The 16,438-nt window shown below is 62.8% G+C and carries 12 protein-coding genes; 9 read left to right on the top strand and 3 right to left on the bottom strand.

Translation table 11 applies throughout. The features are described 5' to 3' along the window. Positions 1-182: 182 nt before the first annotated feature. From ACW4QM_RS02125 to ACW4QM_RS02115, 3 genes are read left to right on the top strand one after another with little or no spacing between them, the layout of a single operon-like run. On the top strand, positions 183-1,157 hold the full coding sequence (locus ACW4QM_RS02125) for a helix-turn-helix domain-containing protein (protein ID WP_237974559.1): 975 nt from the start codon (positions 183-185) through the stop codon (positions 1,155-1,157). Beyond that, complete coding sequence (locus tag ACW4QM_RS02120; RefSeq protein WP_455798159.1) at positions 1,154-1,339, top strand: hypothetical protein; 186 nt, start codon at positions 1,154-1,156, stop codon at positions 1,337-1,339. The genes ACW4QM_RS02125 and ACW4QM_RS02120 overlap by 4 nt, the downstream gene beginning before the upstream one ends. Before the next feature lie 51 nt (positions 1,340-1,390). Beyond that, the gene (locus ACW4QM_RS02115; RefSeq protein ID WP_161128247.1) at positions 1,391-1,912 is read left to right on the top strand and encodes a hypothetical protein; all 522 of its coding nucleotides are present in this window, start codon (positions 1,391-1,393) and stop codon (positions 1,910-1,912) included. 288 nt (positions 1,913-2,200) lie between these two features. On the opposite strand, the gene ACW4QM_RS02110 is transcribed toward ACW4QM_RS02115, so the two are convergent. From ACW4QM_RS02110 to ACW4QM_RS02100, 3 genes are read right to left on the bottom strand one after another with little or no spacing between them, the layout of a single operon-like run. Further along, a complete protein-coding gene (locus tag ACW4QM_RS02110; protein ID WP_455798158.1) occupies positions 2,201-4,375 on the bottom strand; it encodes a YhgE/Pip family protein in 2,175 nt (724 codons plus the stop codon). Then, positions 4,372-6,054 (bottom strand): YhgE/Pip family protein, encoded by a 1,683-nt coding sequence (locus ACW4QM_RS02105; RefSeq protein ID WP_455798157.1) that lies wholly within the window; start codon positions 6,052-6,054, stop codon positions 4,372-4,374. Before ACW4QM_RS02105 ends, ACW4QM_RS02110 begins: the two co-directional genes overlap by 4 nt. Next, a complete protein-coding gene (locus ACW4QM_RS02100; RefSeq protein ID WP_455798156.1) occupies positions 5,936-6,967 on the bottom strand; it encodes a YhgE/Pip domain-containing protein in 1,032 nt (343 codons plus the stop codon). Before ACW4QM_RS02100 ends, ACW4QM_RS02105 begins: the two co-directional genes overlap by 119 nt. A 379-nt stretch (positions 6,968-7,346) precedes the next feature. On the opposite strand from ACW4QM_RS02100, the gene ACW4QM_RS02095 reads away from it, so the two are divergent. The 6 genes from ACW4QM_RS02095 (at position 7,347) to ACW4QM_RS02070 (ending at position 16,322) form a co-directional block, all read left to right on the top strand. Continuing rightward, complete coding sequence (locus ACW4QM_RS02095) at positions 7,347-7,943, top strand: hypothetical protein (RefSeq protein WP_455798155.1); 597 nt, start codon at positions 7,347-7,349, stop codon at positions 7,941-7,943. Positions 7,944-9,065: 1,122 nt separating this feature from the next. Next, positions 9,066-9,974 carry a homocysteine S-methyltransferase family protein gene (locus ACW4QM_RS02090; RefSeq protein ID WP_455798154.1) on the top strand — a complete coding sequence of 303 codons (909 nt, stop codon included), beginning with the start codon at positions 9,066-9,068 and terminating at the stop codon, positions 9,972-9,974. A 27-nt stretch (positions 9,975-10,001) separates the two neighbouring features. Then, positions 10,002-10,913, top strand: coding sequence for an energy-coupling factor transporter transmembrane component T (locus ACW4QM_RS02085; protein ID WP_455798153.1), 912 nt, complete (start codon positions 10,002-10,004; stop codon positions 10,911-10,913). Continuing rightward, entirely contained in the window at positions 10,886-12,802 is a 1,917-nt protein-coding gene (locus ACW4QM_RS02080; RefSeq protein ID WP_455798152.1) for an ABC transporter ATP-binding protein, read from the top strand. Before ACW4QM_RS02085 ends, ACW4QM_RS02080 begins: the two co-directional genes overlap by 28 nt. Beyond that, positions 12,790-13,578 (top strand): ECF transporter S component, encoded by a 789-nt coding sequence (locus ACW4QM_RS02075; RefSeq protein ID WP_157011849.1) that lies wholly within the window; start codon positions 12,790-12,792, stop codon positions 13,576-13,578. Before ACW4QM_RS02080 ends, ACW4QM_RS02075 begins: the two co-directional genes overlap by 13 nt. 410 nt (positions 13,579-13,988) lie before the next feature. Beyond that, positions 13,989-16,322, top strand: a complete 2,334-nt coding sequence (locus ACW4QM_RS02070; RefSeq protein WP_455798151.1) for an anaerobic ribonucleoside triphosphate reductase — start codon at positions 13,989-13,991, stop codon at positions 16,320-16,322. Positions 16,323-16,438 lie beyond the last annotated feature (116 nt).

Below are 16,438 nucleotides of genomic sequence, written 5' to 3'. Positions count from 1 at the left end.
CTCGAAAAACGTGCACGGGGGCGCCCGAAATTGTCACGGGCGACGAGCCCCGCAGTTCATCGGTGGCCCTTCCTCCTGGTGCAAACGACGCCGAAAGATTAAAATCGCTCATCGCCAATGTCCAGCAACCATAACATCAATAGTTGCAAAGTATCACTCAATAATGTTAGAGTATAAAAGTGATGATAACGAAGACGCAGGACATAGAGACCTACCTCGACGATACGCTTGGTTTGCAGGCGCGGGCAGGCGAACTGGGCCGAAAACTCCCTGCCTACCTGAGAAAAGGCTGCAAGCACTTCGTCCTCTTGGTGGAGGGCCACTCCTTCGTGGCGGCCGTGTTCGACGCCGGGTCGTTCAACTTGGCCGCCTACAAAAAACAAAGACGCGAGCTGGAAGAGCTGACGGGGCTCCCCGCTATTGCCGTGCTGCCCTCCGTTACCCCCTATCAGCGGCGCACCCTCGTGTCGGAGGGCATCTCCTTCGTCGTTCCGGGAAGCCAGTTGTTCGTCCCAGCGCTCGGAGCGGTGTTCGCGGAGCGCCGCGCGGCGACTCCTCTGCCCGCGCCCGTGCAGGAGCTTTCGCCGGCCGCCCAGCTGGTTCTTCTGGATCTGATCTACCAGGGCGACGACGCGCCGCAACAGCAGATGACTATAGCTGATCGCCTGGGATTCGATGCGATGAAGACGAGCCGAGGCGTTCGACAGCTAGAGGCTGCCGGTCTCGTTGACGTGACCAAGTGCGGTCGTGCGAACATGGTGCGGCCCCGCTGTGCAGGAAAGGTCTTGTGGGAGGCGGCGCAGCCCTTCTTGAAGAATCCGGCGAGGCACGAGGTGTGCGTTTTCCGAGAAGAAGTACCGCCTGGATCGGCGGTGGCTGGCGAGACCTTTGTAAGTCGTCGCAGCGATCTTGCCGAGGGTGCGATCCTGACGCGAGCTGCGCCTTCGTCGGCGCTGCGAGGGCTCAAAGCGCTCGATCCTTCTTGGGTGGAGGACTCGTCGGGTATGATCTATCTTCAAGGGTGGATATATGACCCCGCTATCTTGGGGAAGAGGGGCGAGGCCGATCCCCTTTCCGTGGCGCTCACTTTGAGAGACGTTGAGGACGAACGCTTGCAGGCAGCCGTTTTTCAGATGCTGGAAGGAGTATTCTCGTGACGCAGTTGGGAAGATTCAGAGAAGCGTTTGCCGGCTTCGAGGAGTTCTACACAGTCATCGGGGGCACCGCCTGCCAGATCGTGGTGAGCAGTCGCGGCGGCGAGTTCCGGGCTACGCAAGATCTCGATCTGGTCGTCGTCGTTGACGCCGACGGTTTCGAGCGCTTTGGCGAGGCATTCTGAGGTTTCGTTCGAGATGGCGGATACGAGGCGTCAAGGGGGAGCCGCGGCGAGATGCGCTTCTATCGATTCAGGCATCCTCAGCAGGACGGCTTTCCCAAAGAGATAGAGCTCTTCTCCAGAATCACGCTGGAGGAGCCTCTTGATGTGGGGCAGAGAATCGTACCCGTTCCTCTTTCTGGAGGACTTAGCAGCTTGTCGGCCATACTTCTCGACGACGACTATTACAACCTCCTGAAAGAAGGTCGGCAGAGCATCGATGGAATCTCGGTACTTGCCCCCGAATGGCTCATTCTGTTCAAGATGAAGGCGCGAATTGATCTCGTTCGAAGAAGCCGTGAAGCGGGGGATGTGGACTCGCGGGATCTCAAAAAGCACCTGCGCGACGTATTCAGACTTTGGGAGTACGTTGACCCAGAAGCGCGCGTAGCTGTTTCTTTTCCCATTGAAGCTGACATCAAGGAGTTCTTCGATACATCGGATATCACGTCTCAACAACTGAAGCAGATTGGTATCGACGAGCCCGTCGAATTGATCGTTGAGGATCTTAAGAGGATTTATGACCTGACTCGATAGGGGAGCGCCCACTTCCCTTGCCGTAGCCTGCTGGTGACAGAAACCACCCCCCTCGGCGCACGTTTTTCGATTTATATAGCGTTCCGAGAATCCTATCTGCACGTTTTCCGATTTATATAGCGTTTCTGGCTCTGATGCGCCTCTCCCAAATGCTATATAGGTCGCGAAACGTGCACGGGAACGCCCGAAATTGTCACGACCGACAAATCCCGCAGCGACAGGCCTTGGCTCGCGCGCCGAAACCCGCTCTCTGAGTCAAATGACAGTCAAGTAAAGGCATAGCAGACGCTACAAAAACTTCGTCTCATCCAGTTTGGCGAGCACCCAGTCGTTCAGGCGAATGACGGGGCGGCGCAGGACGAGGCCGAGAACGAGGCTCGGCGCCAAGATGGCCGCGAGCAGGCCCATCTGCACGAGGTACTGGTCGCCGTAGATGCCGGCCATGGCCCCTTCCAGCGCAGGCATGGAATGGGCGAAGGGCAGCCACGGGTAAATCTCCTGGAACAGCGGGGCCGACAGCATCTGCACCGGCATGAGGCCGCCGGCGCCGGCCAGTTGCAGCACGAGCCCGATGATGGCGAGCGCCTTGCCGATGTTGCCAAAGGACACCGTCAGCGTGTACACCAGGTTCGTGAACACCACCGATGCCAAGCAACAGGCTGCCAGATACAGCCAGAAATGCTCGCACTCCACGCCGAGGAAGAACACGTTGCCGAGTCCCACGATGAGCGCTTGGGCGAGGCCTATCAGGCAGAACACCCCGTAGCGGCCGAGGTACAGCTCGCCCGGCCGCGGCGCGCGCCCGAACTTCTTCGTCAGGGCGGCCTGGCGCGCGGGGGAAACGGTCACGCTCATGAGGGCCACCATGAAGATGGCGCCGATCCACAGCGCGAGGGAGGTGTAGAAGGGGCTCATGGCGCTGCCGTTGTCGGCCATGGGGTACACCGCGTGGCGCTCAAGGTGCGTCGGCGCGGCGAGGAACTGGGCGATGGCGGCCGGGTTGTCGCCGATGATGCGGCGCACCTCGTCGATGTCGCCGGTGTCCAGGGCGTGCCGCAGGTCGTCGCGGGCCTGGGCGAGCTGGCTTTCTGCCGTGCGCAGCGTTTCGGCGGTCTTGCGCAGCGACGCCTCGGCGGTGGCGAGGTTTGCGGCCAGAGAATCGGTGCTGTCGCCCAGGCTTTCCGCCGTGTCCTTCAGCGAGCCGGCCAGAGTTTGGGTGTCGGTGCCCACCTTCTGCAGGCTGTCGGCCAGCGAGGCCAGCTCGCCCTTCAGCTGATCGTTGTAGGTGCTCATCGAATCACGCAGAGCTGCCCGCGCTTGGTTGATGCTGTCGGTCACCTTGGCGTGCTTCTCGTCGATGGATGCCGCGTCCGCGCCAATGGCGTTCTCGGCGGTGTCGAGGTTCGCCTCCAGGGTATCCAGCTGGGCGATGATGCGGTCAAGGGCGCCAATGGCGGGGCTTGACGGATCGGCGCCGGCCAGGGCGTCGCGCATGGTCTGGTAGGCCTGCGCAAGGCCCTGCACGTCCGAACGGCAAGCGGCTAGCACGCCCTGGGCCGCCGCCGGATCGTCCTTCATGGTGGCGAAGGCCTCATCAGCGGCGCGGGCCACAGCATCGTAGCTGGCGTCGGCGGCTGCGAGCGTCTTCTCGGCTGCGGTGCTTGCGGCGGAAAGGCCGTCTTGAGCGCTCGTCAGCCCGTTGCGCGCTTCGCTCACCAGAGGTGCCGTGGCATCCGGTGCCTTCCCTGCCTCCTTTAGAATGCTTGCCGTCGCATCCACGAGTGAGGTGGTGGAGCTCATGAGATCGGCGTAGGCCTGAGCCTGATCGGCCGCCGCTCCTACTTCGCCCACGGCCTCGCCAAGGCGCGACCCCAGGGTTTGCGCGTAGGTGAGGATGCCGTCCCCGCTCATGAACGAAGTGAGGCTGCTCGTGGTGCCCAGGGCCACCGATGCCACGGTTTCCGTGAACGTCTCGTCGATGGTCTCCTGCAGGGTGCTCGCCCCGGTGGCCGTCACACGCTGGGCGATGGCGTTCTCCTTCTCGTTGTCGTAGTAGATGATCCTCGGTTCGGTGATGTCGTCGGTAAACACGGTCATGAGGTCGCGCGAGAACTCCTTCGGGATGACGAGCGCCGCGTAATACTCTCCCGAGCGCACGCCGTGCACGGCCTCATCGGCGCTGACGAACTGCCAGGCGAACTGGTCGTTGGCCCGCAGCTTGCCGATGATCTGCTCGCCGGCGTTAATGGGCGTCGGGATAAGGTCGGAGGTGTAGCCGGCGTCTTCCGAGGCCACGGCCACTTTGATGTTGCCGGTGTTGCTGTAGGGATCCCAGAAGCCGAGCGTCGTGAACCAGGCGTACATGGGCGGCACGAGCGCGAGCCCCATCACCACAATGGCGGCAATGACGTTCCGGAACAGGTTCCGCACGTCACCGATGAAAATGTCCCAAATCACCCTCACGCCGAATCACCACCGATTTGCCCGCTGGCGCGCTTCTGCAGTTCCTCGGTGCTCAGGTTCGCCAGGGCAAGCTGGTGCGCGAGGTTGGTGTCCAGGTATGAAATCACGATGAGATACGTGTCCACCACGATGACCCCCACCACCATGGCCATGAGCATCATGACCCGCGTGTCCACATCGGCATGCACCAGCACCATAATGGCGAAGGTGACAAGCGGCTGCGCGACGAGCGCCACCCAGCCGATGCGCCGCAGCACCGGGTAGGCGCGGTGGAAACGCTCGGCTCGGGCGATGAGAGCCTGGCGGAAGGCGTCGATGTTCAGCAGCGCGCGGACGAGCGTGCGCGTGCGGTATCGGGCGGGCGTCTGCCCCGCGGCTTTGGCGCTGGCCGTGACCGGCTCGGCCAGAAGCAGGTCGGTTGCTCCCAGCTTCTCGTCGAACATGAGGTTCAAATTGAAATCGCAGCGCCCGATGCCCAGCCCGATGGCGAACCCCAGGGGCACGAACAAAAGTCCCAGCAGCAACATGTCGTGCAGGTAATCCATCGCGTAAAAGCCGCCGATGGCCTCGCGCATGGCGTCGATGGAATAGGTGAAGGGCAGAAGCGGGTGAATGACCTGGAAAAAGTCCGGCATCATCTCGATGGGGAACATGCCCGAGGAGCCGGGAATCTGCACGATGAGCAGAATGACCGCGATGGCCTTCCCGATGTGCCTAAATGCGTAGGCCAGCGCGAACATGAGGTTCACGTCCACGAACACCGTGAGCAGCCCCGCGCCGATGAAGGCCGCCGGACTTTCGCACTGAATCCCGAGGGCCAAATCGCCCACGCAGCAGACGAGCCCCATGGCCAGCCCGCACACCACGTAGAACAGCCAGCGTCCGAAGTAGGCCTGCACGGCGGTGAACTTCGGCAGCCCCTCCGGATCGACGCGCAGCTTCACCATGGCCATGAGGATGAAGCCGGCCACCCACAGGGCCAGGTTCGTGAAGAAGGGGGCAACACCGCTGCCGTAGTTCTTCACGGGATACACCAGTTGCGTGTCCAGGGCCACGGGCGCGGCCATGAAGGCGCCGATCTTCTCCGGGTCGGCCTTCAGGTATTCCGCCAAGTCCTTCACGGTGGCGGAGTTCTGCAGCGCGGTCAGGTCGGTGAGCGACTGCTCCAGGTTCGTCTCCATGGTGCCCAGGGAATCGGACGTGGTGGAAAGCGAGGTCTCGGAAGAGGTCAGCGTGTCGCCGAGCTGCCCCAAAATGGCCCGCGCCTCGGCGAGCGAGGGAGTGAGCCCGCGCAGGGCCCCTTCCAAGGTGCCGCAGGCTTCCACCAGGGAATCCAGGCTGGTCGTGATGTCTGGCAGCACGCTGTCCTGGAAGGTGGCCGCGGTGGCGCGAATAGTTTCAGAGGCTGATTGCGCCGCCGTATCCAGCGCGCTCGCCTCGGTTTCCAGGGAGTCGGCCGTGGAAGCCAGGTCGTCTGAGGCCGTGCGCAGGGCGTCGGTGGTGGTCGTCAGCCGCTCGTTGGCGGCCCGGGCTTCGGAGAGAGCTTGCGCGATGGCCGGATCAGCGCCGGCCGCTCCGGCCTGGGCGGTGAGGTCGCTGATGAGCGTCTTGTTGTCGGCCAGCAGCCCCCTCGGCCGTGGCGAGGGCCGTATTGGTGGCCGCCTCGGCCGCTGCGACATCGCCGCTCACAGTGCCCAAGGCGCGCTGGGCCTGCGCAGCGGCGCTCGACAATTGCAACGCTCCGTCGGTGGCGTTCTTGGAAAGCGCCGTTCCGTACTCGTTCACGGTGCTCCGCGCCTTCGCGAGCAGTTCCTTCGATTGCCCGATGGCCTCCAGCAGATGCGGCACATCGTCTTGAAGCCCCGCCAGAGTATCGTCGGCGCGAGCGACGGACGTCCGTGTGTCGTCCACGGTGCCGACGAGTCCTTCCAGGGTCGCGCGGGTTTCGCTGACGGTTTCTTTTGCGCTGCGAACGCCGGCGGTGAGGCTGCCCTCGGCGGCGTCGGCCTTCTCTTCCGCCTCGGCCCCCACCTTCTGGGTCGCTTCCACCACCTTTTCCGACACCGTCTTCACGAAGTTCTCGTTGACGGCCGCCTCAACGGCGTTGGCCGCCGCGTCGGTCACCTTGGGCGCGATGGAGGAGGGCTTCTCGTTCACGTAGTAGTCGATGGTCGGCTGGGTGAAGTCGCCGGTGAACACGCTGGCGAAGTCTTCGCTGAAATCCTTCGGGATGACGAGTGCCGCCCAGTAGCGTCCCTCGTAGACGCCGTTTATGGCCGCCTCGGCGTCGGTGAATTCCCAGCCCATCTCGTGGTTGTCGTGCAACTGGGCCACCACCTGTGCGCCCACGTCCAAATGCCCCGTCTCAGGGCTGTCGGCCCCCGCATCCTCGTTGGCCACGGCCACCAGCATATCGGCCGTGTTGCTGTAGGGATCCCAGTTGGCTGCTACCACGTACCAGGCGTAAGCCGACGGCATGACGATCATGCCCAAGGCGATGACGAGCGCGACAGGGTTGCGCAGCACCCGTTTCACATCCCGCGCGAAAATGGCGAAGATCACTTCCAGGTATGTCCGCATCCGCTTCAGCATATGCGCCCGCTTGCGCCTTTCTCTGCCCGTTTGCTGACCTTGTTTGTAATGAGAAAAGTTTCCCACATCAAGTTCTCTGCGCCACGGACAGCGGGGGATTGTCGCTATGCTGAAACGGGTGCTGCGTCTGACGATAAAGTGACGCGCCCCGGTCGCCGTTTGTCCCCGCCGAACTTCGTTCTTGCTCTGCGGCAAGGGGCGAAGCCTCACCGAAGCGGTTGCCCGCGCTGCCCGTTTGTCGCCGTGTTGTGGCTTGAGTTGCGAGGTCGTTGCTTTACACTACGGGCAAGCAACGAAGCGCCGAAGAAGGCGCCCCGTGATGCAGGCCGACGCGCAGGAGGTTGCGCCGCCTGTGAACCTGAAGGAAAGGAGGCCCTCCGTGGCCGATCGCAACATTGAGAACGCGAGTACCGAGGTGCCGGAGATTCCCGACGAGCTGGAGCGCGTGCTCGTCTTCGCCCTGGACGAGGCCAAAGAGAAGATCGAGGGCGGGGAGGACGTCATTCCCTTCACCACGCTCGTCGTGAAGGACAACCTGTTCATCGAGTCGCATCCGGGCGATTCCGCCGAGGAGTGCTTCGAGGCGGCCGAGAAGAACGTGCGCGGTGCTCGCGGGGCCGACTGCTACGCCTTCTGCTACGACGGCTACATTGAAACCGAAGATGGCGTGAAGGATGCGCTCATTGCTGAGGGCGGCGTGCCGGGTGCCGATGAGGGCTACGCCATCGCCTACCTGTATGAGGTCGATGACGAGGGCGCTTATACCTTCGAATCCGAGGCCGCCTACATCGGCGAGGCCCCGAACTTCATGGCGGCCCTGAAAGAGCCGGTCGCCTACACCGACGACGAGATCGACGAGCGCTACCGCGACGAAGATGACGCCGAAGAGGGTGCCGAAGTTGCCGAGGCTGCCGACCTCGCCGAGGCTGCTGAAGAGGCTGTGGCCGTGGTTGATGCGGAGGATGCTACGGAATAGTTTGACCGCGGCTCTGCCTGAGTCGATAGGTTTGAACCGAGCGCCAGCTCATGTCTTTGTGGCAGAGCTGGCGTATTTTGTTTGCGGCTTAGGATATGTTTGCCGGATTTTGCCTCTCGATAGAAATAGATGTGAGTTTCGAGCATAGCGAAGGAGAATTTCAGAAATAGATGCGAGTTTCGGGCGTAACGAGGGAAGGCTTCGGAAATAGATGCGAGTTTCGGGCGTAACGAGGGAAGCTTCGGAAATAGATGCGAGTTTCGGGCGCGATTTGGACAAAATCAGCGCGTGCGGTGCGAAATGATGCTCGAAACTCTCATCTACTTCCGGATTTGGGCGGTCACTGTGAGATTTGCCCGGTTCGGCTGCTCGAAACTCGCAACTATTTCCAGAATTCAGCAGACGCAGAAAACTGATGCCTACAAAAAAGCCGGTGGAACTCCGATCCAGTTCCACCGGCTTGTGCCAACAGGGTTGGCGGGTTGCTCATCGTCGCGAGCACGGCGCTTGTTTCAAGGGCAGCGCCAAAAAAAGAAGTGAGGCGGCAAGGAGGGGTGCCTCGCCGCCTCGGAGGAGGGGGTAGCGGCATCGAGTGCCGCATTCTGCTTTCAAGGGGATTGAAGCAGAGCGATGGAAGCAGGGGAACTTCCAAATCGCTGAAACGAATTATAGGTCAAGACTTGTTTTGGTCACCATAACGTGCTTCATTTTCCACGAAGAACGGCATCATTTCGGCGGTGAGTAGCATATAACCCCTTGTCAGAGCCCGTTTACCTGCGTCAGAAGCCCGTTCGCCCTCTGAGAATTTTCTTCACATTCAATAAGAAAGTTTCAGATTGTCCGTCTCCCTCCTTTCCGAACCTTTTATCTTCCTTTGTTGATGCAGGGCCCTCGGTATCGGAAAACGCCTTCTGGATGCACGAAACGATGCGCAGGATGCACGGCGGTGTTATGGACGAATAAGAATGTCACCCCCTGGTTGTTTGATTTTGTCACCCTCTAGGACGCAGGATGCACGGCGGTCGCAAAAGATCATTTGGAAGGGGTTCATGTCGAAAAAGGTTTATCCCTCAAGCAATCTTGTATCATGGAAGGCAGCAAATTCGTGGAAAGGAACTCCTCATGGCCGATCTCGCGCTGCGCTTTGGCAAGGACATGCTCGTCGTTTCGTCGCCGATTCAGGAGGCCCTGCGTCGGGCCGGCATCGAGTCGGTGTGCGATCAGGCGCTCGCGCTTTTGGTGGAGCCGGAAACCATCGAAGAAGCTTACCGCATGGAAACGGTGGCCGGCCCGCAGTGTATGGTCACCCCCGTGGCCGATTTCACGCCGGCGCGCTTGGTGGCCGTTGGCGCCGAGGGCAAAGGCGAAGCGCTGGCCGAGGCGGCCCTTGCGGTCATGGCGGAGTTCAAGCCCCAGCATGCGCTCGTGGAAATCGCTCCCTGCGGCCTGCCGCTGGATCCCGACTCCAAGGCGTCGCTTGTGGAAAATCGCGACCAGTACGCTCGTGCGGCGCAATTCTTCGATGGCCGCACCTTCGATGCGTTCTTTTTGAACGGGTTCACGACGGCCGATGATCTGAAGTGTGCGCTCATGGGCCTGCGCAAGGTGACTGATGCCTCCATCATTGCTTCGGTGGATGTGCAGGGTGACGGCGGCTTGGCGAGTGGCCGGGGCACCTGGCGCGAGGCCGTGGAAGTGATGGCGGAATACGGCGCGGCGGTGGCCGGCTTCTCCACGCTGGCCACCCCTGATCAGGCGCGCGGTTTGGCCGATGCGGCCCGCGAGACACTGGAGGCGCGCGGAGCGGATTTATGTCTCATGGCCACGCTGCAGGTGTTCCAGCGCGACGCCAAGCAACAGGGCCCCACGACCGAGAACCCCTACTACAGCCCCGACACCATGATGCCCGCGGCCCTTGAGCTGCGCGCGGCTGGCGTCCAGTTCCTGCGCGCCGCCGGTCAGGCGACCCCGGCTTACACCGGGGTGCTGGCCGCCACCGTTGCGGGCCTCGATGTGGCGCCGGTCCTGTAACGTTCTCGCCGAGAAGCCGCGTTGCCCATGAGCACCCTGCCATACCAAGGCCGTTGCGCCTTTGCGTCTCTGCATCCCGCGGTGACGCTCGGCTTCTTCGCGGGGGCTATCGTGCTTTCCATGGTGCTTGCGAACCCCATTTGTCAGGTGATGTCCGTTCTTCTTGCGGCGGCCTGTTATCTGACGTTTCGTGGCCGTGAGGCTTGGCGCTTCATCGCGGGACTCACGGCGGTGCTGCTTGTGGTGACGCTGTCGGCGCCGCTGTTCAACACGCAGGGCGCCACGGTGCTCCTCCGCTGGTGGGGAGGCCGTCCTTGCACGTTAGAAGCGCTGGCTTTGGGCGCCTCCACGGGGCTTATGCTCGTGGCCATGATGCTGTGGTTCGCCTCCTTTCACCTGGTCATGACTTCGGACAAGTTTACTTACCTGTTCGGCCGCGCTATTCCGGCGCTGTCGCTGGTGCTCACCATGGTGCTGCGCCTCGTGCCAAGTTACCGCCGCAAAGCCGACGCCCTCATGACGGCACGGGCTTGCATTGGGAAAGGCCCGGCGGAAGGCGCCTCCGTGGCGGCGCGCGTGCGCGACGGGGGCAGTGTCCTCTTGTCGCTGTCGGCCGACGCTTTAGAAAGTGCCGTGGTGGCCGCCGATTCCATGACGGCTCGTGGCTTCGGGCTGTCGGGGCGCACTCATTTCGCGCTCTTCCGCTGGGAGGCGCGCGATACGGTGCTGGTCGTGGCGATGGGCGTGCTGTTGGTTGGCGCAGTGGCCGCGTTCGCCCAGGGAGGGTTCGCGATCACCTACTTTCCGACGATCGTGTGGCCCTCTGCGGGAGCGGCTGTGCTTATGGGGGCCGTTTGCTATGGCGCTTTTCTGGCTATTCCTGCGGTTATCAATTGCGGAGGGAGGGCGTTGTGGCGTTATTCGCTTTCGAAGAGCTGACGTTTCGCTACCCGGAGGCGCCCCGCGATGCCCTTCGCGATGTTTTTGTGGCCATCGAGCCGGGCCATTTTGTGCTGGTATGCGGTCAGAGCGGCTGCGGGAAGACAACGCTCTTGCGCCAGTTCAAGTCGGCGCTCGCTCCCCATGGGCACCAAAGCGGACAGGTGCTGTTCGATGGCGTGCCTCTCGCCGACGTGCCCGAGCGCGAGCAAGTGGCCCGCATCGGATTCGTCATGCAAGACCCCGATGCGCAGATCGTGACCGACAAAGTGTGGCACGAGCTGGCCTTCGTCTTGGAAAGCCTCGGCTGCGACGAGCGCACCATGCGCTTGCGCGTGGCGGAGATGGCCAGCTACTTCGGCATCCAGCACTGGTTCCATAAGAACGTGGGCGAGCTTTCGGGCGGCCAGAAGCAGCTGCTGAACCTAGCGTCGGTCATGGCGGCCCGGCCTGATGTACTGGTGCTGGACGAGCCCACGAGTCAGCTGGATCCCATTGCCGCCAGCGACTTTCTGGCTACGGTGCACCGGATCAACCGCGAGCTAGGGACGACGGTGGTTATGAGCGAGCATCGGCTGGAAGAGGTGTATGGGCTGGCCGATCGCGTGGTGGTGCTGGAGGAGGGGCGCGTCACCGCCGACGGGGAGCCGCGGGCTGTTGCGGGGCAGCTGCATCGTGCGGGCAGCCCCATGACGCTGGCGTTGCCGGCGGCGGCGCGGATCGCTTGGGGTGTGGAAGGTCGGCTGGGTCGTCGCAGTGGGGAAGGGGCGCCGTGCGATCGACCGGGCTGCGCCGACGGGGAGGGGGCGCCGTGCGATCGGCCGGGCCGCCGCAGTGGGGAGGGGGCGCCGTGCTCAGACAGCATTGAAGTGCAGGGCTCTTCGAGGGCCACTGACGTTTCTGTATGCACTTCAATGAACTGCGCGCGGACCCCCTCCCCACTGCGGCGGCCCTACTCTTCCATAGTTGAAGAGGGAGTGGCTTTGCAGGTTGAAGTTCCTCTTACGGTGCGGGAGGGGCGGGCTTGGTTGGCTCGTGAGGTAGCCGTCCATCCGCCGCGTCGGTGGGCGCTTCCGGCGGGGGAGGCTTGCGACTCGGCGTCTGCGCGGGTGGCGGTGGAGCTGCGGGATGTTTGGTTTCGCTACGAGCGCGATGGCGCCGATGTGCTGCGGGGGACGACGTTGACTGTGCCGGAAGGGTCGTTGTTCGCCGTGGTGGGAGGCAACGGCACGGGGAAGTCGACGATGCTGCGCGCTATCTGCGGCGTTGCGCGGCCCTATCGCGGGAAGATCACCGTGCTCGGGCGACGGCTGAAGGAGTGGAAGAAGGCCGAGCTGTTCCGCGGTGGAGTGGCTCTGCTTCCGCAAGATCCGCTGAACCTTATGGTGAAGAAGACTGTTCGGGGAGATTTGGAAGAGATGCTGGATGGTCGCGGCCTCACGGCGGAGCAGCGCGTGGCCGCGGTGCGGGAAGTGGCGGTGCTGACGGACATTGCGCCGCTGCTCGACGCCCATCCTTTCGACCTGTCCGGCGGCGAGGTGCAGCGGGCGGCGTTGGCCAAGGTGCTGCTTTGCGAGCCGCGGCTGTTGCTGCTCGATGAGCCGACCAAGGGGCTCGACGCTTTCTTCAAAGATAAGCTCGCTGCGTTGCTGAGAAGCCTGACCGGCCGGGGAACGACCGTGCTCATGGTGTCCCATGACGTGGAATTCTGCGCCAGCTATGCCGATCGGTGCGCCCTGTTTTTCGATGGAGACGTGGTGACGGCCAATCCGCCCCGGCAGTTCTTCGCGTCGAACAGCTTCTACACCACGGCAGCTAATCGCATCAGCCGCGGGCTCTTCGAAAACGCCGTTACGGTGGAAGAGGTGGTGGAGCTATGCCGAAGCTGACCGAAGGAGCCCGCTCCGCCGAGGCCTTCCGCGAGCGCCGTCGCGCCCGAGTCAAGACGATCCTGACGATTCTTGCGGCGTTGGTGCTCGCGCCGCTGACCGCAGTCGCGGGTATGGCTGTGCCCGGCAATGGCTACTACCTCTCCGGTACGCTCATCGTGCTGTACGCTATCGTGCCCTTCTTCGTTTCCTTCGAAGGGCGACGTCCCACGGCGCGCGAAATTGCCGTGGTGGCCGTGTTGACGGCGCTCGCCGTGGCGGCCCGCGCGGCGTTCATCTGGGTGCCGCATTTCAAGCCCATGGCCGCCGTCATTATGATCGCAGGGCTCGCCGCCGGCCCCCAAACCGGGTTCCTCGTGGGTTCGGTGGCGGCGCTTGCCAGCAACTTCATCTTCGGCCAGGGGCCCTGGACGCCCTGGCAGATGCTCGCCTTTGGAGTGGCGGGGCTCGTGGCAGGGCTGCTTGCCGACGCCCGTGTGTTCCCGCGAGCGAACCTTTCCTGGCCGCGCCGTATTGCGCTGGCAACCGTGGGGTTCGTGCTTATTGTGGGGCTCGTGGGTCCCATTCTGGATACGTCCACGTTCTTCTATCTTTCCACAGCCCCCACGCCGGAGCTGGCCGCGGTGGTGTACCTCGCCGGTTTGCCGGTGAACGCCATTCATGGGGCGGCCACAGCCCTCACGCTGCTGGTCGTGGCGAACCCCCTGCTCGACCAACTCGCCCGCGTCCGCGTGAAGTACGGCTTACTCGATCGGTCGCGCCCCAACTGCCCATAAGTCGCGCCCCAACCGCCTGCAAGTCGCGTTTCAGCCGTAGTCGGTTCTCGCGCGAGCCTACATCGTTGACAACTTTCAAGCGGCTCATCGACCACACGTCGAAATTAATTCTGTTCTTTTCTGGTGCCGAAAAACACATCTTGTTCGATTGCACCCGAACACTTTCGCGAGTACTATATGTATCCGCCCTTGGAACTGCAAAACACAATATATTGTGGTTCCGATGGTGAATAACCTGTGGAAAGCCTGTTGGAAAACAAAAGCGAAAAGAGGGTCTACCCCCTTGGTAATCGCGAAGGGCAGCGGTAGGGAAAACATTGCCGCGTTTCTGCATGTTGTGGTTGGCAAGGCCGCGATGAGCGGTGCGAATACGACGCGATAGCCGCGTCGAAGAAAGGATGTAGGAAGTTATGGTCAAGACCATCATCAAGCGCGACGGGCGCACGGCGGAATTCCATCCGGAAAAGATCGCTGATGCGGTGGAGAAATCGTTCCAGGCCTGTGCGGCCATGCAGGGGCGCGACACCGCCGAGAAGATCGCCGCCACCGTCGTCGAGAAGCTTGAGAGCGGCGCCATCGAGGGCACGCCCACCGTGGAAGGCGTGCAGGACTTGGTCGAGGAGACCCTCATCGAGTCCGGCTTCGTGCAGACCGCCAAGGCCTACATCCTCTATCGCGCCGAGCGCAGCCGCGTGCGCGACGTGAACTCCCGCCTCATCCAAACGCTGAAGGACATCACCTTCTCCAAGGCCGCCGATTCCGACATGAAGCGCGAGAACGCTAACATCGACGCCGATACCGCCATGGGTACCATGCTGAAGTACGGCTCTGAATCTGCCAAGCAGTTCTACGAGATGTGCGTCATCGACCCGCGCTACGCCAAGGCACACCGCGAGGGCGATATCCACATTCACGACATGGACTTCTACACCCTGACCACCACCTGCTGCCAGATTGAGCTGCGGAAGCTCTTCAAGGGCGGCTTCTCCACCGGTCACGGCGTGCTGCGCGAGCCCAACGACATCTCCAGCTACGCCGCGCTTGCCTGCATCGCCATCCAGTCGAACCAGAACGATCAGCATGGCGGTCAGTCGGTGTGCGACTTCGATTACGGCCTGGCCGTGGGCGTGGGCAAGACGTACCGCCGCCTGTTCAAGAAGCACGTGGCCGAGGCCGTCGACCTGCTGACCGACATCGCCGACGACCGCACCTTTGCCGAGAGCCTGCTTGCCCGTGTGGAAAGCGAGACCGGCACGGTTGCCAGCCTCGAGATGGATCCGGAGTTCCGCGCCGCCGTGGTGGCCGGGCTCGTTGAGGGCGGCGTGGATGCCGCTACGGCCGAGCGCGTGGTGGCCTACGCCGAGAAGAACGCCTCCCGCGACACCGACCGCCAGACCTTCCAGGCCATGGAGGCGCTGGTGCACAACTTGAACACCATGCATTCCCGCGCCGGCGCGCAGACGCCGTTCAGCTCGGTGAACTACGGCATGGACACGTCTCCCGAGGGCCGCATGGTCATCAAGAACATGCTGCTGGCCACGGAAGAGGGCCTGGGCTCCGGCGAGACGCCCATCTTCCCCGTGCAGATCTTCCGCGTGAAGGAAGGCGTGAACTACAATCCGGAGGATCCGAACTACGACCTGTTCAAGCTGGCCATGCACTGCTCGGCCAAGCGCCTGTTCCCGAACTTCTCCTTCCTGGATGCCCCGTTCAACGCCCAGTACTACAAGGGTACGCCGGAAACCGAGATCGCCTACATGGGCTGCCGCACCCGCGTCATGGGCAACGTGTACGACCCCGATCGCGAGGTGACGCCCGGCCGCGGCAACCTGTCGTTCACGTCCATCAACCTGCCCCGTCTGGCCATCCGCGCCAAGGGCGACATCGACCTGTTCTTCGACCTGCTCGACTCCAAGCTGCAGCTCGTGACCGGTCAGCTGGACGAGCGCTTCGAGATTCAGGCTCGCAAGCACGTGTACAACGCGCCGTTCCTCATGGGCCAGGGCGTGTGGATCGATTCCGAAAAGCTCTCGCCCACCGACGAGCAGCGCGAGGTGCTCAAGCACGGCACGCTGACCACCGGCTTCATCGGTCTGGCCGAGTGCCTGGTGGCCCTCACCGGCCAGCATCACGGCCAGTCCGCCGAGGCCCAGCGCCTTGGCCTGGAGATCGTGGGCCACATGCGCAGCTACTGCGACCGCATCTCGAAGGAGCGCTGCATGAACTACACGCTCATCGCCACGCCGGCCGAGGGCCTGTCCGGCCGCTTCGTGCGCATCGACCGCGAGCGCTACGGCGTCATCCCCGGCGTGACCGATCGCGACTACTACACCAACGGCTTCCACGTGCCGGTGTACTTCGACATCTCCGCCTTCGACAAGATTGCCCTGGAAGCGCCCTACCACGCGCTCACCAACGGCGGCCACATCAGCTACATCGAGCTCGACGGCGATCCGTCCGATAACCTGGAGGCCTTCGAAAGCGTCATCCGCTACATGAAGGACTGCGGCATGGGCTACGGTTCGGTCAACCACCCGGTCGACCGCGACCCGGTGTGCGGCTACAACGGCATTATCGAGGACGTCTGCCCCAAGTGCGGTCGCACCGAGGACGCTCACAACCAGCCCTTCGAGCGCATCCGCCGCATCACCGGCTACCTGGTAGGCACGCTCGATCGCTTCAACGACGCCAAGCGCGCCGAAGAGCACGACCGCGTGAAGCACGACGTGCCGACAGCCGAGTAGAGCATCGCGCCTCTGAGCACCCGAGCACACCGAGGGCCGTCCCTGCGACGGCCCTTTTTTGTTTCGGGTTTCAATGTCATGTTCAAGCCATTCGGCAAGTAGGGTGCAAGGACGCT

It is taken from the genome of Adlercreutzia sp. CNCM I-6207, assembly GCF_977072305.1.
The sequence above is the reverse complement of the archived record's forward strand: the minus strand, read 5'-3'. Positions and strand labels throughout refer to the sequence as shown.

Excerpts from the sequence above, each read along its gene's own strand:
- ACW4QM_RS02085 (WP_455798153.1), top strand. The coding sequence starts at position 10,002 with ATGAGCACCCTGCCATACCAAGGCCGTTGCGCCTTTGCGTCTCTGCAT.
- ACW4QM_RS02125 (WP_237974559.1), top strand. The coding sequence starts at position 183 with ATGATAACGAAGACGCAGGACATAGAGACCTACCTCGACGATACGCTT.
- ACW4QM_RS02090 (WP_455798154.1), top strand. The coding sequence starts at position 9,066 with ATGGCCGATCTCGCGCTGCGCTTTGGCAAGGACATGCTCGTCGTTTCG.
- ACW4QM_RS02105 (WP_455798157.1), bottom strand. The coding sequence starts at position 6,054 with ATGTCGCAGCGGCCGAGGCGGCCACCAATACGGCCCTCGCCACGGCCG.
- ACW4QM_RS02115 (WP_161128247.1), top strand. The coding sequence starts at position 1,391 with ATGCGCTTCTATCGATTCAGGCATCCTCAGCAGGACGGCTTTCCCAAA.
- ACW4QM_RS02100 (WP_455798156.1), bottom strand. The coding sequence starts at position 6,967 with ATGCTGAAGCGGATGCGGACATACCTGGAAGTGATCTTCGCCATTTTC.
- ACW4QM_RS02070 (WP_455798151.1), top strand. The coding sequence starts at position 13,989 with ATGGTCAAGACCATCATCAAGCGCGACGGGCGCACGGCGGAATTCCAT.
- ACW4QM_RS02075 (WP_157011849.1), top strand. The coding sequence starts at position 12,790 with ATGCCGAAGCTGACCGAAGGAGCCCGCTCCGCCGAGGCCTTCCGCGAG.